Source organism: Methylobacterium sp. PvR107, assembly GCF_017833295.1.
Classification (GTDB): Bacteria; Pseudomonadota; Alphaproteobacteria; order Rhizobiales; family Beijerinckiaceae; genus Methylobacterium.
In genome coordinates, this window is sequence record NZ_JAFIBW010000001.1 from 3,860,168 (window position 1) to 3,874,413 (window position 14,246).

The 14,246-nt window shown below is 71.7% G+C and carries 15 protein-coding genes; 7 read left to right on the plus strand and 8 right to left on the minus strand.

The annotated features are described in order from the left end of the window. Positions 1 to 465 precede the first annotated feature (465 nt). The 8 genes from glcF to JOE48_RS18160 form a co-directional block, all read right to left on the minus strand. The gene (glcF, locus tag JOE48_RS18125) at positions 466 to 1,797 is read right to left on the minus strand and encodes a glycolate oxidase subunit GlcF (protein ID WP_210031892.1); all 1,332 of its coding nucleotides are present in this window, start codon (positions 1,795 to 1,797) and stop codon (positions 466 to 468) included. A gap of 150 nt (positions 1,798 to 1,947) precedes the next feature. Then, complete coding sequence (locus JOE48_RS18130; protein WP_210031893.1) at positions 1,948 to 3,135, minus strand: FAD-binding protein; 1,188 nt, start codon at positions 3,133 to 3,135, stop codon at positions 1,948 to 1,950. Between the two features lie 140 nt (positions 3,136 to 3,275). Then, on the minus strand, positions 3,276 to 4,127 hold the full coding sequence (locus tag JOE48_RS18135; RefSeq protein ID WP_210031894.1) for a folate-binding protein YgfZ: 852 nt from the start codon (positions 4,125 to 4,127) through the stop codon (positions 3,276 to 3,278). A 103-nt stretch (positions 4,128 to 4,230) separates the two neighbouring features. Beyond that, positions 4,231 to 4,485, minus strand: a complete 255-nt coding sequence (locus JOE48_RS18140) for a hypothetical protein (RefSeq protein WP_210031895.1) — start codon at positions 4,483 to 4,485, stop codon at positions 4,231 to 4,233. A gap of 159 nt (positions 4,486 to 4,644) precedes the next feature. Beyond that, positions 4,645 to 5,100, minus strand: a complete 456-nt coding sequence (locus JOE48_RS18145; protein ID WP_210031897.1) for a TIGR02301 family protein — start codon at positions 5,098 to 5,100, stop codon at positions 4,645 to 4,647. Next, positions 5,097 to 5,582: an NUDIX hydrolase gene (locus tag JOE48_RS18150; protein ID WP_210031899.1), complete on the minus strand. Its 486-nt coding sequence runs from the start codon at positions 5,580 to 5,582 to the stop codon at positions 5,097 to 5,099. The genes JOE48_RS18145 and JOE48_RS18150 overlap by 4 nt, the downstream gene beginning before the upstream one ends. Then, complete coding sequence (locus tag JOE48_RS18155; RefSeq protein ID WP_210035878.1) at positions 5,579 to 6,682, minus strand: hypothetical protein; 1,104 nt, start codon at positions 6,680 to 6,682, stop codon at positions 5,579 to 5,581. Before JOE48_RS18155 ends, JOE48_RS18150 begins: the two co-directional genes overlap by 4 nt. Positions 6,683 to 6,723: 41 nt before the next feature. Then, positions 6,724 to 7,446, minus strand: a complete 723-nt coding sequence (locus tag JOE48_RS18160) for an SDR family NAD(P)-dependent oxidoreductase (protein ID WP_210031901.1) — start codon at positions 7,444 to 7,446, stop codon at positions 6,724 to 6,726. Between the two features lie 181 nt (positions 7,447 to 7,627). On the opposite strand from JOE48_RS18160, the gene JOE48_RS18165 reads away from it, so the two are divergent. The 7 genes from JOE48_RS18165 to JOE48_RS18195 all read left to right on the plus strand — a co-directional run bounded on the left by JOE48_RS18165 (position 7,628) and on the right by JOE48_RS18195 (position 14,157). Further along, positions 7,628 to 8,209, plus strand: a complete 582-nt coding sequence (locus JOE48_RS18165) for a carboxymuconolactone decarboxylase family protein (RefSeq protein ID WP_210031902.1) — start codon at positions 7,628 to 7,630, stop codon at positions 8,207 to 8,209. 158 nt (positions 8,210 to 8,367) lie between these two features. Continuing rightward, on the plus strand, positions 8,368 to 8,862 hold the full coding sequence (gene ribH, locus JOE48_RS18170) for a 6,7-dimethyl-8-ribityllumazine synthase (RefSeq protein ID WP_210031903.1): 495 nt from the start codon (positions 8,368 to 8,370) through the stop codon (positions 8,860 to 8,862). A gap of 11 nt (positions 8,863 to 8,873) precedes the next feature. After that, positions 8,874 to 9,458 carry a transcription antitermination factor NusB gene (gene nusB, locus JOE48_RS18175; RefSeq protein ID WP_210031904.1) on the plus strand — a complete coding sequence of 195 codons (585 nt, stop codon included), beginning with the start codon at positions 8,874 to 8,876 and terminating at the stop codon, positions 9,456 to 9,458. 3 nt (positions 9,459 to 9,461) lie between these two features. After that, entirely contained in the window at positions 9,462 to 10,457 is a 996-nt protein-coding gene (gene thiL, locus JOE48_RS18180; protein ID WP_210031905.1) for a thiamine-phosphate kinase, read from the plus strand. Between the two features lie 379 nt (positions 10,458 to 10,836). Beyond that, positions 10,837 to 12,981, plus strand: coding sequence for a sodium-translocating pyrophosphatase (locus JOE48_RS18185; RefSeq protein ID WP_210031906.1), 2,145 nt, complete (start codon positions 10,837 to 10,839; stop codon positions 12,979 to 12,981). Between the two features lie 293 nt (positions 12,982 to 13,274). After that, positions 13,275 to 13,703, plus strand: coding sequence for a response regulator (locus JOE48_RS18190; protein WP_245253384.1), 429 nt, complete (start codon positions 13,275 to 13,277; stop codon positions 13,701 to 13,703). 235 nt (positions 13,704 to 13,938) lie between these two features. Next, positions 13,939 to 14,157 carry a hypothetical protein gene (locus tag JOE48_RS18195; RefSeq protein ID WP_210031907.1) on the plus strand — a complete coding sequence of 73 codons (219 nt, stop codon included), beginning with the start codon at positions 13,939 to 13,941 and terminating at the stop codon, positions 14,155 to 14,157. The last annotated feature ends 89 nt before the right edge of the window (positions 14,158 to 14,246 follow it).

A 14,246-nucleotide genomic window follows, 5' to 3' on the forward strand; every position in this document is an offset into this window, starting at 1 on the left:
CCGTCCATCGTGGTTCCGACCTCGCGAAACGATCTCGGCCGGAGGGAACCGGCCGTGAATTCCTGGGGTGCGACGGAGGATCTCCGCCGCGTCGTGCGACACCTGCCCGATCGCGGGCGACACCCGTCGCCGCCGGACGGACCGACAGGATCCGCCGCGATACCGCAACCGTTTTCGCGATGAATTCGGCCACGTCCGCGGGCCGTTGCGGCGGCCGGCGGGACCGGAAAGTGGTCGGTATCATTACAGACCGCTGCGCGGATTTGGCAAGGGTCAAGCGTGAAGAGATGTCACGGGGCTGTCACGGCTGAGATACCATACGGCCCGTCATCCCGGGACCGCGCAGCCGGGCCCGGGATCCAGCGGCGCCGACGCAGTCAGGTTTGGCACCGGCAGCGGTTCTGGATTCCGGGCTCGCCTTCGGCACCCCGGAATGCCGGCGCGGGTGCAAGCGTCGTCGTGCCTCTACTCCGCCGCCGCGAGCTGCGGCGCCACCCCGGTCAGGGCCGCCGGCTTCGGGCCGCCGGTCGCCCAGTCGAGCAGCTCGACCGTGTGGACGATCGGGATGCCGGTGCCCTTCCCGATCTGCGTCGCGCAGCCGATATTGCCGGTGGCGATCACGTCGGGGCGCACGCGCTCGATATTGGCGACCTTCCGGGCGCGCAGCTTCAGGGCCAGCTCGGGCTGGAGGATGTTGTAGGTCCCGGCCGAGCCGCAGCAGATATGGCCCTCCGGCACGTCCTTCACGGTGAAGCCGGCGCGCTTGAGGAGAGCTTTCGGCTCGGTCCGGATACCCTGGCCGTGCTGCATCGAGCAGGCCGAATGATAAGCCACCACGAGGTCGCTCGCGTCCGTGACCGTCTTCAGGTCGAGCTGCGCCACGTACTCGGTGACGTCCTTGGCCAAGGCTGAGACCCGCCGCGCCTTCTCGGCATAGGCCGGGTCGTCGCGGAACATGAAGCCGTAATCCTTGATCGTCGTGCCGCAGCCCGACGCCGTCACCAGGATCGCGTCGAGCCCCTTGGCGATCTCGGTATCCCAGGCGTCGATCGTCTGCTTGGCGTGGGCGTGCGCCGAATGCTCCTTGCCCATGTGGTGGGTCAGCGCCCCGCAGCAGCCTTCGTTGGCGTGCACCACCTCGATCCCGTGGCGGTTGAGCAGCCGGATCGCCGCCGCGTTGAAGTCCGGCCGCAGCACGCTCTGGGCGCAGCCGCGCAGCAGCGCGACGCGCTTCGCGGCCTGTCCGTTCGCCGGCGCGAACCGGCCGGGCCGGTTGGTCGGCTCGCGGGGCGGCATCCCGGCCGGGGCGAGGTCGAGCATGGCGGCGAGGCGGTTGCCCACGCGCGGCAGGCGGCCCACCAGCCCACGGAACGGCGCGCCGAGCTTGGCGGCGACGAGCGCGAGGCGGAAGCGGTTCGGGTAGGGCAGGACCTGGGCGAGCAGGGCGCGCAGGAACCGGTCGCCCGTCGGCCGCGCGTAGGTCTTCTCGATATGCGCCCGGGCGTGGTCGACGAGGTGCATGTAATGCACGCCCGACGGGCAGGTGGTCATGCAGGACAGGCAGGACAGGCAGCGGTCGACATGCTTGACCACCTCCTGCGAGGCCGGCTTGCCGCCCTCCAGCATGTCCTTGATCAGGTAGATCCGGCCCCGGGGAGAGTCGAGCTCGTCGCCGAGCAGCAGGTAGGTCGGGCAGGTCGCCGTGCAGAAGCCGCAATGCACGCAGGTCCGCAGGATCTTTTCCGAGGCCGCCATGGCGGGATCGGCGAGCTGGGCGGGGGCGAAGTTGGTCTGCACGGGTCACATCCTGCCTGCTCTCCTCCCCCTTGCGGGGAGGAGTGGAGGGTGGGGGTGGTGCAAGAGGCACCGTGGCGCTCGATCCTGAGCCACCCCCACCCCTGTCCCCTCCCATGGCGATACCGGGATCGCCAGGGGAGGGGATGAAACTCAAACCTGCGCGTACATCCGGCCGGGATTGAGCAATCCGGCAGGATCGTGCGCCGCCTTGATGCCGGCGGTGAGCCGCATCAGCGGCTCGGCCAGGGGCTGGAACACCGGAACGGCGGCACGCACGGCATCGGGCGCGCGCACCAGCGTGGCGTGGCCGCCCTGGGCCTGCACCGCCCGGCGCACGGTCGCGGCGCCGGCATCGTTCTCGGAGCCGGTGGCTAGCCAGATCAGGCCGCCGCCCCAGTCGAAGAACCAGCGCGCGTCGCGCTCCGCCGCGACCGCCGCCGCCAGGGCCGGCCCGTGGGTCGGCGCGGTGGAGATCCGCCAGAGCGCGGCCTCGCGCGGTTCGGCCAGCGGCACGGCATCGCGCACGGACCGCCAGAGGGCGGCGCCGGCCTCGCCGTCCAGGATCTCCGCCGGCCCGTAGCGCTTGAGCAGGCGGCGCAACTCGCCCGTCCGGTAGTCGATCGAGTCCGAAAAACCTTCGAGGCGCATCAGGGTCCGCGCCTGCGGTGCGCCGATCCCCGCGGGCAGGTGGGCCGCGCCGGTCAGCTCGAAGGGCGAGCCCAGGGCCTCCGACAGGGCCGCGATCCCGCGCGCGTCGTCGAGACCCGGGAAGACCAGCGTGGCGACGCGCTCGCAGGACGGCAGCACCTTGAATGTCACCTCGGTGAGAAGCCCGAGCGTACCGTGGGCGCCGGCCATGAGCTTCACCAGGTCGAGGCCGGTGACGTTCTTCATCACCCGGCCGCCCGACTTGATCGCCTCGCCCCGCCCGTTGACGAAGCGCACGCCGATCAGGCTGTCCCGGGCCGCCCCGGCATTGATCCGCCGCGGGCCGGCATTGTTGATCGCCGCCACGGCCCCGAGGGTCGGCGCGCCGCTGGTGCCGTAGAGCCCGCGCAGGTCCATCGGCTCGAAAGGCAGCATCTGCCCCCGGGAGGCGAGCAAGGCTTCGACCTCGGCGAGCGGCGTGCCGGCCCGGGCCGCCACCACCATCTCGGCAGGCTCGTAAAGCGTCACGCCGGTGAGCGCCTTTGCCGAGAGCGTCGCGCTGTCCTGCGCGGGCCGGCCGAGCCCGGCGGCGGTGCCGCCGCCGACCAGCCGCAGGCGCTCGCCGCGCCCGGCAGCCGCCCGCACGATCTCGCCGGCCTCCGCCTCGGTGCCGGGCTCGTAGACGCCCATCGTTTCCGCCCCGGTCCTGTTTGTAGCTATTCCAGGACGGGTGTCGCCGGAACCGGCGGCGGATTCAAGCGGAGGCGGCGTCGCGGGGTTTCAGCGGCCGGCTTTCCTGATCGGAGCCGCATCCGCGGCGTGATCGCAGCTCAGCCGGTCGGGCTGGCGGCGGCCTCCGGCATCGGGAAGGTCGCGTAGGCGGGCCGCTCCAGCGTCGCCGGGCGGTCGCCGGCAAGCGGGGTCTCCCCGGCGGCGAGCGCGTCGACCAGCCGGTCGATCCGGACCAGGGCGAGGCCGTGCCCGCCGGCAGAACTGCCCGTGGTGCCCAGAACCTTGCCGCCGGCCGTGATCGCGGCGCCGGGCGCGGGCGCGCCATCCGGGTAGGCGGCCGTCAGGATGCGGGTCCGGGCGGTGCCCCGATGCTGCATCCGCGAGACCACCTCCTGGCCGACATAGCAGCCCTTCGTGAAGTCGATCCCGCCGAGCTGGTCCATCAGCGCCTCGTGCGGGAACGCGTCGCCGAACGCGTAGTCGCGCCCGCCCTCCGGGATGCCCAGCGCGATCCGGTGCGCGTGGTAGTCGGTCTCCGCGGCGTCGGCCGAGAAGGCGCCTTCGGCCGCGTAGAGCCGGGCCCCGAGATCGGCGTGGCGGGAATCGGCGACCGCCTCGGCGGCGGCCGGTGCGGGCCCGTCCCAGGCGGCCGCGACAGCCACGGTCGGGTCGGCGGCGATCGCGACCTGGGCGCGCAGCCGGTAGAGCGACAGCCGCTTGGCGAGATCGGCCGCCCGGTCCGCCTGCACGTCGAACCGGAACCCGTCCGGCAGCCGCGACACGAGGAAGTCGAACAGGATCTTGCCCTGGGGCGTCAGCAGGGCGCCGAGGCGCGCCTCGCCGGCCTGCAGAGTCTCGACATTGCAGGTCAGCACGCCCTGAAGGAGCGCGGCGGCGTCCGGGCCGGTCACGGCGACGAGGGCGCGGTCCGGCAGCAGGGCGACGGGCATGGCAGGCTGATCCTCACACGGCGGGGGCGGTCCGGCATGCCGGACCGCGGAAGCGGGAGGTAGGCGCTGCCCGCCGCGCCTCAACCGTCCGCGATGTCGGCCCTCAGTGCTGGAGGGTCGTGGTGAAGGCGCCGCCGCGGATGCGCTCCGGGAATCCTTCCGCGTAACGCGCCGTGGCTTCCTCACCGTAGGTCATGACCAGTTCCTGGAAGGCGGCGAACAGGGCGGCCTGGGCCATGCAATCACCGTCGAGCCCGTCGAGGCAGCCTTCCGCGAACGCTTCCGAGACGTAACTCAGCGCGACACGTTTCTCCTCGACATCGACCTCGAGAGGAGCGGTGTGAGCGATATGCTGCATGGCCCGATACTTCCATTGCGCCGGGCACAAGACCCGGCGGACACAATGGATGATAAGCAGGTCCCTGCGGCTCGGCCAGCCGGGAATTTCGAATCGGTTAACGCGAGGGCTCAAATCCGACGCTTCGCCGGCATCCCCGAGCAGTGTGTTGCGCCTGCATCACCCCCCGAAACGGCCCGCCAATGCATGCGACAGCCGGTCGCCCTCGGCGACGTAGCGGGCGGCCGCCTCGTGGGCGGCCGGCGTGCAGACCCGGTAGGTCAGCGCGTAGCCGCGGTAGCCGCGGTTGTAGGCGCCGGCCAGACGGTCGCGGCGGGCGGGGGTCACGCCCTCGGATTCGATCAGCGCCTTCATGCGGGCCGGCCAATCCGCGGCATCCGGAGCGCTGCAGAGGCCACGCAGGAAGGCCAGCGCCCCGATGATCTCGGACAGGCGCATCAGGTCGCGGTCGTAGGGGGCCGGCGTATCGGCGGGGGCGTTCGCCTCCTTGGGCGCATCCTTGGCGTCCTTGGTGGCGGACGCCGCCGGGCGGCCGGAGCGCTGCTGCGCCAGCGCCGGCGCGGCATCGGCGGCGAGCGCCGCCAGCAGGCACAGGATCGTGGCGGCGCGCCTCACGCCGTCACCGTTCCGTCGCGGGCCGGATCGCGGTCCCGGACCCGCGCGAACGCCTCCTGCAGGGTCTCGACCAGGCCCGGCGTCGTCGGCAGGGTGGCGACCTCGGCGAGCGTCGCCCACCGGGTGCCGAGGGCTTCGGGTCCGGCCACCGGCTCGCCGCCGCGCCACACGGCGGCGTGCGGGTGCACGACGTAGTGGTGCCGGGCGCGGCCGGCCTCGTCCCGGATGATGATCTCGGTGGGCGAGAGCACGCCGACCACCTCGGCGGTCAGGCCGACTTCCTCGGACAATTCACGCAGCGCCGCCTCGGCCAGCGCCTCGCCCGCCTCCACGAGGCCGCCCGGCAGCGTCCAGACGCCGCGCATCGGCTCGTTGGCGCGGGCCGCCAGCAGGACGCGCGCGTCGCGGATCACCGCGATCGAGGCGCCCACGAAGGGACGCGCCGGGAACAGGCGGCTGTCGGCCTGGACGTCCGCCGTCATGGTTTTCCCCCATCGGGCGCGACGACCGCCACCCGGCCGTCGGCGAGGCCGACCAGCAGCCGCGCCGCCGCGCCCTCGCCCAGGACCACGATACCGGTCTCGGCGGGGGCCGGGAGCGGCACGCGCAGGCGCTCGTGCAGGGACCCCTTCGCCGAGACCAGGGCGATCTCGGCGCGGCCCGCCACGGGCAGGACCAGCTCGGGCGCGCCGCCGGCCGGTGCTGTCAGGCCGAGATCGGAATCGCCGTCCCCGGCCGCGTAGCCCTCGGCCGCGCCGGAGGCCTCGATCCGGTCGGGCAGCAGCGTCCAGAGCTGGAGCCGGCCGCGGGCGTTGACCGTCGCGGCCTGGAGGGCGCCCGAACCGGAGAAGTCGGCGATGCCGGCGATCTTCAGGGGCGGTCCGGGTTGCGGCGGCGTGCGTGCCGCGACCGCCCAGGCCACGCCCGCCTCACCGGCCGGGCGCTCGATCAGCGCGAGCCCGCCGGTCTCCGCGCCCGAGCGGGTGGAGGCCAGCAGCGCCGGACGATCCGCGAGGCGGAGCAGGCGCGGCCGCAGCGGCGCGAACACCGCGTCGCCCCCCGCCGGAACCGTCGCGGTGGTCACCGGGACGGGCTTCGGATCGGTGCTGACCGCCATCGGCTGGCGCTCGCGGATGGTCAGGACGGCCGCCGCCTCGCCGCCGTCCGGCCCGCGGGTGCGCCCGGTGAGATAGGCGCTCAAGGGGCCGGACAGCGCCCGGCGCGAGCCCGGCAGGGCGCCGCGCGGCGTCTCGGCGGCGGTCAGCCCCTCGACCGCGTCGCGGCCGATCGGGCGGACGCTCACGGTTCCCTCGGAAAGGGACAGCACGGCACCGCCGTCCTCGCCCCAGACCACGGCGATCGGCGCGCTCTCCTCGTCGCCGGCCTGCTGGCTCACCTTCGCGCCGGCGATCGGCAGCAGCCCGGAGGTCGCCACCGAGACGGCGGCCTCGCTGCGCGGGCCGCGCAGGGCGCGCACCTTGAACGGCAGGTCGAGGATCCGGATCCCGGGCTCCGCCCGCGCGGCGGCCACCGGCGCCCCGCAGAGCAGCAGGCCGAGAACGAGCGCCCGGCGCAGGCCCATCGGGGCCGGACCGCGCCCCGCTTCGGCGATGCGCGCCCTGGTCAAACGTGCTGGCCGCCGTTGATGTGGAGCTCGGCGCCGTTCACGTAGGACGAGGCCTCGGTGCACAGGAAGTAGATCGCCTTGGCGACCTCGTCCGGCGTGCCGAGCCGGCGCTGCGGGATCTGCTCGACGAGCTTCTCGGTGCCGGGCGACAGGATCGACGTATCGATCTCGCCCGGCGAGATCGCGTTCACCCGCACGCCCAGCGGCCCGAAATCGGCGGCCATCTCGCGGGTCAGGCCGGCCAGCGCCGCCTTGGACGTGCCGTAGGCGGCGCCCGCGAAGGGGTGGACGCGCGAGCCCGCGATCGAGGTCACGTTGACGATCGAGCCCCTGGCCCGGGCGAGCTCGTCGCGCAGGCCGCGGGCCAGCAGGATCGTGGCGAAGAGGTTGACCTGGAACACCCGCTGCCACGCGTCGAACTCGGTCGCCAGGGCGCCGAGGCGCTCGCCATCCGGTCCCTTGGGCGAGATGCCGGCATTGTTGACCAGCGCGTGCAGCACGCCGCCCTCGCTGGCGAGCCGGCCCCGGACCTCCTCGACGGCGCGGATCGTGTCCTGCGCGTCCGAGAGATCGACCTGGAGATGGTCCTCCGGACCCATCTCCCAGGGGCAGTTCTCCGGGAAGGCATGGCGCGAGCAGGTGATCACGCGCCAGCCCGCGGCCGAGAACCGCTTGACGGTGGCGTGGCCGATGCCCCGGCTCGCTCCCGTGAGCAGCATGATGCGCCGGCGTTCGTTGACGGGGAGGGCCAAAGCCGTAAGCCTCGCTGGCGTTCTATAGGATCGCAGCCCGCTTCCGGGCGCGCGGGTCGTGCCGCTGAGCCTCAACGGTCTAGGCGCACGGGGACCGGAAATCCAGAGCACGCCGCGTACCGCGGACGCGGCAGGGGAGTGGAAACGCATGGCCAGCGACCAGACCAGCACGGAGCGCATGCCGGCGATCCCGGTGGACAGCCTCACGGAGGCGCAGGCCGCGGCCGCGGCAGCGTTCGAGGCCGAGCGCGGCGTTCCGGTCTTCGGGCCGTTCGTGCCGCTGCTGCGCAGCCCCGAGCTGATGCTCTGCGCGAGCCGGATGGGGCTCTACCTGCGCTACGGCAGTGCCTTGCCGCTGCGCATCAGCGAGTTCGCGATCCTGATCGTGGCCCGGGAGTGGAGCCAGCCGGTGGAATGGGCGATCCACCATCCGATCGCCGTGACGGCCGGCGTCGCGCCCGAGACCGCGCAGGCCCTGGCCGAAGGGCGCCGCCCCGACACGATGAGCACCGACGAGGCCCTGGCCTACGCGTTCTCGACCGAGCTGATGCGCAACCGCGCGGTCAGCGATCCGACCTACGCGGCCGTGGTGGCGCGCTTCGGCGAGCAGGGGGCGATCGATCTCACCGGCATCAACGGCTATTATGCCCTTCTCGCCATGTCCATGAACGTCGCCCGCACGGCCTTGCCCGACGGGGCATCCGCGCCGCTGCCGCCGCTGGTGGGGTAGTGCCGGGAGGCGCCACAAGCGGCGCTCCTGCGGGCCGCATTCCCCACCCGCACGCGCGCCGCTTGTGGCGCCGGCCGCTTCAGTCTAACCGTCCTCCCCCCATGCGGGCGCCCGTCGTGCGATCCGCCAGCCTCCGAAAACCCGGCCGGACGAGAGCCATGGTCGCCCATACCCGCGCCGATTCGGCGCCCAAGCTCACCGATCCGGCGCTGGCCGGCGCCCGGATCCTCGTCGTCGAGGCGCGCTACTACGACGCGATCGCCGACGAGCTCCTGGCCGGCGCCCTGGCGGCGATCGAAGCGGCCGGCGCGCAGGCCACCGTGGTGACGGTGCCGGGCGCCCTTGAGATCCCCGCCACGGTGGCGATCCTGCTCGACACGGGATCCTACGATGCCGTGGTGGCGCTCGGCTGCGTGATCCGCGGCGAGACCGGCCATTACGACATCGTCGCCGGCGAGAGCGCCCGCGCGCTGATGGACCTGTCGGTCGACCGCCGCGTGCCGCTGGGCAACGGCATCCTCACCGTCGAGACCGAGGCGCAGGCGCTCGCCCGCGCCCGGGTCGCCGAGATGAACAAGGGCGGCGGCGCGGCCGAGGCGGCGCTCGGCGTGCTCGCCCTGAAGCGCGCGGCCGAGCCCGCCCGCCCGCGATGACGGATACGCCAATGACCGGGACACCCGAGAACACCGCCGGCACCGCCAAGATCAGCCTGCGCAGCGGCGCCCGCCTCGCCGTGGTGCAGGCGCTCTACGAGATGGACATCTCCGGCAAGGGAGTCCTCGACGCGCTCGCGGAGTTCGAGGCCTTCTGGATCGGCCAGGAGGTCGACGGGATCGCCCACCCGCAGGCCGAGATCGCCTTCTTCCGCGACCTCCTGCGCGGCACCGTCGACGAGCAGCGGGCGATCGACCCGAAGCTCGATCAGGCGCTCGCCCAGGGCTGGCCGCTGCGGCGCATCGAGATCGTGCTCCGCGCGATCCTGCGGGCCGGCGCCTACGAGCTGATGTTCCGCCCCGACGTGCCTGTCGGAGCGGCGATCTCGGCCTATGTCGACGTCGCCCACAGCTTCTACACGGCCGACGAGCCGGGCCTCGTGAACGCCGTGCTCGACCGGCTCGCCCGGGAAGTCCGGCCGGGCGAGGTCACAGCCGCCAAGGCGTCGGGCAAGCCGGGCTCCTCGAAGCCGCTGTCCGGTCAGTCCGTTCCCGCGAAGCCTTCCGCCAATAATCCTTCCGCCAAGAAGGCCTGAACCGTGGCCGGCCCGGCCCGAATCTCCGAGGACGGGCTGATCGCCCGCTACTTCGCGCCGCTGGCCGGGCCGGGCGCCGACGGGCTCCGGGACGACGCCGCCACCCTGACACCGGCCTCCGGCCACGACCTCGTCCTCACCGCCGACGCGGTGGTGGCGGGGATCCACTACTTCCCGGACGATCCGCCGGCCTCCATCGCCCATAAGGCGCTCGGCGTGAACCTGTCGGACATCGCCGCCAAGGGCGCGGTCCCGCGCGGCTTCCTGCTGACGCTGGCCCTGCCCGACGACTGGACGGAGGATTGGCTCGCCGGCTTCGCGGCCGGGCTCGGCACGGCGGCGGCGGAGGCCGGCTGCCCGCTCCTCGGCGGCGACACGGTGCGCTCGGGCGGGCCGGCGCTGATCAGCGTGACCCTGATCGGCGAGGTGCCGGCCGGCGGGATCGTCCGGCGCCATACGGCGCGGATCGGCGACCGGATCTGCGTCAGCGGCACGATCGGCGATTCGGCGCTCGGCCTGCGGCTGCGCCTGGAGCCGGAGGCGCCCTGGTCGGCGGGGCTCGATCCGGCGCTGCGGGCCCACTTGGCCGACCGCTACCTGCATCCACGGCCGCGCCTTGCGGCGGCATCGGCGATCCGCCGCCACGCCTCCGCGGCGATGGACGTTTCGGATGGGCTCGCGGGCGATCTCGCCAAGATGCTCGGAGCGGGCCGGAGCGCCCGGATCGACGGGTCCGCCGTGCCGCTCTCTGAACCGGCCCGGCGCGCGATCACGGCCGAGCCCGGTCTGATCGAGGCGGTCCTGACCGGCGGTGACGATTACGAGATCCTCTGCACGGTGGCGCCGGAACAGCTCGAGGCTTTTCAAGCCGAGATGGCTGAGGCCGGCGTCCCGTTCACGGCCATCGGCAGCGTCGTGCCCGGCGACGGCCCGCCCCAATTCGCGATGGGCGCGGGCGCGGCGCGTGTGTTCGCCGCGGGATCCTTCAGCCACTTCTGAGACGGTTTCCGGTCCGTCGCTTCGGCATCCCCGTCCTTGCTTCGCTGCGCTCGTGATGACGGAGAGACGGCGTCACCCGCCGACGGCCGAAAATTCCGGTCCCGCTTCAGTGCCCGTGATCGTCTCAGCGCGCGGCTGGCCGATCCGATGATGCACAATAATGCGCCGGCTCAGCGGTTTCGCGATGCAGCATTCGCGCGCTGCACTGCAAGCAACGCCAAACTCGGCGTTTGCGCTCTCCAGCGAAGTTTGGCAATCAAGGCATTGTTCTGGGAAGGAAAGCCCTGGATCCGAGCACCGCGTCCCATGGCCGTCCTCCGGCGGTCAAGCTCGACAAGCACAAGCCCACGCCAGGCACGATAATAACAAGGACGGTCGAATGATTCCCTTGGTTCTGATCATCTTGGGCGGGCTCTGCGCCGTCGCCTACGGCATCGTCACGATCCTCGACTTGATGCGGCGCGACGCCGGAACCCAGCGCATGCAGGAGATCGCCGCGGCCATCGCGGAGGGTGCGCAGGCCTATCTGCGGCGGCAATACATGACCATCGGCCTCGTCGGCGTGGTGCTGTTCGTGCTGCTCGCCGTGTTCCTCGGGATCAAGGTCGCCATCGGCTTCCTGATCGGTGCCGTTCTCTCGGGCGCGGCGGGCTTCATCGGCATGAACGTCTCGGTCCGGGCCAACGTTCGCACCGCCCAGGCCGCCTCGACCTCGCTCGGCGGGGGCCTCGACATGGCTTTCAAGTCCGGTGCGGTGACCGGCATGCTGGTCGCCGGCCTCGCGCTGCTCGGCGTCGCCCTCTACTACCTCTACCTCACCCGCGGCGCCCATCTCGACCCGTCGAGCCGCGAGGTGATCGACGCGCTGGTGGCTCTGGGCTTCGGCGCCTCGCTGATCTCGATCTTCGCGCGTCTCGGCGGCGGCATCTTCACCAAGGGAGCGGATGTCGGCGGCGATCTCGTCGGCAAGGTCGAGGCCGGGATCCCGGAGGACGATCCGCGCAACCCCGCCACCATCGCCGACAATGTCGGCGACAATGTCGGCGACTGCGCCGGCATGGCGGCCGACCTGTTCGAGACCTACGCGGTCACGATCGTCGCCACCATGGTGCTGGCCGCGATCTTCTTCTCCGGCCCCACCGGCAGCGGCCGAGACGTGCTGGAGCCGATGATGCTCTATCCGCTGGCCATCGGCGCGGCCTGCATCGTCACGTCGATCGCCGGCACCTTCGCGGTGCGGCTCGGCGCCAACCAGTCGATCATGGGCGCCCTCTACAAGGGTCTGGTCACGGCCGGCGTGCTCTCGGTCGCGGCCATCGCCCTCGTCAACATGACGCTGCTCGGCGGCTTCGCCACGTCCTTCACGACCTCGACGGGCGTCACCTTCACCTCGGCGGGCCTGTTCGGCTGCGCAGTCATCGGGCTGGCCATCACGGCGCTGATCGTGGTGATCACCGAGTACTACACCGGCACCAACTACCGCCCGGTGAAGTCGATCGCCGACGCGTCGGTGACCGGCCACGGCACCAACGTTATCCAGGGGCTGGCGATCTCCCTCGAATCCACGGCCCTGCCGGCCCTGGTAATCGTGGGCGGCATCATCAGCACCTATGCGTTGGCCGGTCTGTTCGGCATCGCCATCGCGGTGACCGCGATGCTGGCGCTGGCGGGCTTCATCGTGGCGCTCGACGCCTTCGGGCCGGTCACCGACAATGCCGGCGGCATCGCCGAGATGGCGGGCCTGCCCCCGGACGTGCGCAAGTCGACCGATGCCCTCGACGCGGTCGGCAACACCACCAAGGCGGTCACCAAGGGCTACGCGATCGGCTCGGCCGGCCTCGGCGCGCTGGTGCTGTTTGCCGCCTACACGTCGGACCTGAACTACTTCATCGCCAATGCGAGTCCGACGCAGTACCGCTTCTTCCAGGGCGTCAGCGTCGATTTCTCCCTGTCCAACCCCTACGTCGTGGTCGGCCTGCTGCTCGGCGGCCTGATCCCGTTCCTGTTCGCCGGCATTGCCATGACGGCGGTCGGGCGCGCGGCGGGCGCGGTCGTGGAGGAGGTGCGCCGCCAGTTCCGGGAGAAGCCCGGGATCATGCAGGGCACGGACCGGCCGGATTACGGCCGGGCAGTCGACATGCTGACCCGCGCGGCGATCAAGGAGATGATCGTCCCGTCGCTGCTGCCGGTGCTGTCGCCGATCGTCCTGTTCTTCGTGATCCAGCTGATCGCGGGCAAGAACCAGGCCTTCGCCACGGTGGGCGCGAGCCTGCTCGGCGTGATCCTCACCGGCCTCTACGTGGCGATCTCGATGACCTCCGGCGGCGGCGCCTGGGACAACGCCAAGAAGTACATCGAGGACGGCCATCACGGCGGCAAGGGCTCGGACGCCCACAAGGCGGCCGTGACCGGCGACACGGTCGGCGACCCCTACAAGGACACCGCCGGCCCTGCGGTGAACCCGGCGATCAAGATCACCAACATCATCGCCCTGCTGTTGCTGGCGGTGCTGGCGCATAGCTGAGTGATAGCCGCCCCGAAGATCCGTTTTCGGACCTCAATGTTTCGCACTGCAGCAGCCTGAAGTAATGGGGCCGCCCAGTTAAATGGGCGGCCTTTTGTAATGGGATGATGGTTGGCTGGCCGCGAACAGTCGATGCCGACACCTTTGCTGATCGTCGCCCTTATCAACTTCGACCACTTTGACGTGGTCAACGTCCTTGCGCCGTGGCCGCGCAGGAAGCCCCGCCCGGAGCCCATCGATAGCCACTCCCCGAGAATACGGACCCGTTTGCACGGTTCGGGACCCAAGTGGCGATGACCGACCCGACCGATCCCTCCGTGCCCTACGCTCTCGTCGTCGATGACGACGGCTTCATGTGCACGGACGCGATGGACATCCTGGGGGATGCCGAATTTCACACTTTCGAGGCCAGCGACGGCGGCAAGGCCATGGCGCTCCTGGCGCGGGAGCACGCCTTGATCGTGCTGCTGTTCACCGACGTTCAGATGCCCGGCACCTGCAACGGCCTCGCAGTAGCCCGCGAGACAGCGCGGCTGTGGCCGCGCATCGCCATCGCCGTCGCCTCGGGCCAAGCGCATCCGGGACCTGGCGACATGCCTGAGCGGGCGCGCTTCATCCGGCGAGCCGTTCACCGCCGAAATGGTGCTCGACCATTTCCAGGAAATCCTGCCGGACGGACGCAAGCCGGCCCCGTTGCACGACATGGCTTGAATGACCTGTGATCAGGAGGTCCTACGGGGCGGGCAGCCGGCGGCAAGCATTCAACTGGACTCGGGCCCGCTCAACCCGAAGGCCGGTGAACGGACACAGGGCCTGTGCCCTTGGACGCCTACCCTTGGAAGCTCGGGGCCGTGGTGGAACGGTCCTGGTCGCGCAGCTCGGGTTGCAGGACGACCGGCAGCCGGCCTGAGGCCACGAAATGGCCGGCATCCGTCCTGCCCGACAGGAGGGGCCGTCTTGCGTGAAAGCGAACCCGTCCGCGTGCTCGCGGCAACGTCGGTCCGGTTGGTCGAGGTCGTCGACGGCGGCGACACGGTCGCGGTCAGCCTCCGGACGGCCGGCGGCGACGATGTGGAACGCCTCCTGCCGCCGGCCGTGGTGAGCGATCTGCTGTCGCAACTCGCAAGCGCGCTCGACCGCCGTTTCGAAGATACAGACCGGCCTCCCCCAGGCTGAACCCGCCGTGCGCCGGCGACCCCTTCGCAACGGATCGGTAGGGTGGGTGGCAACCAGGGTGACGTTTGCGAGCCAACCCGTGTTGGTCC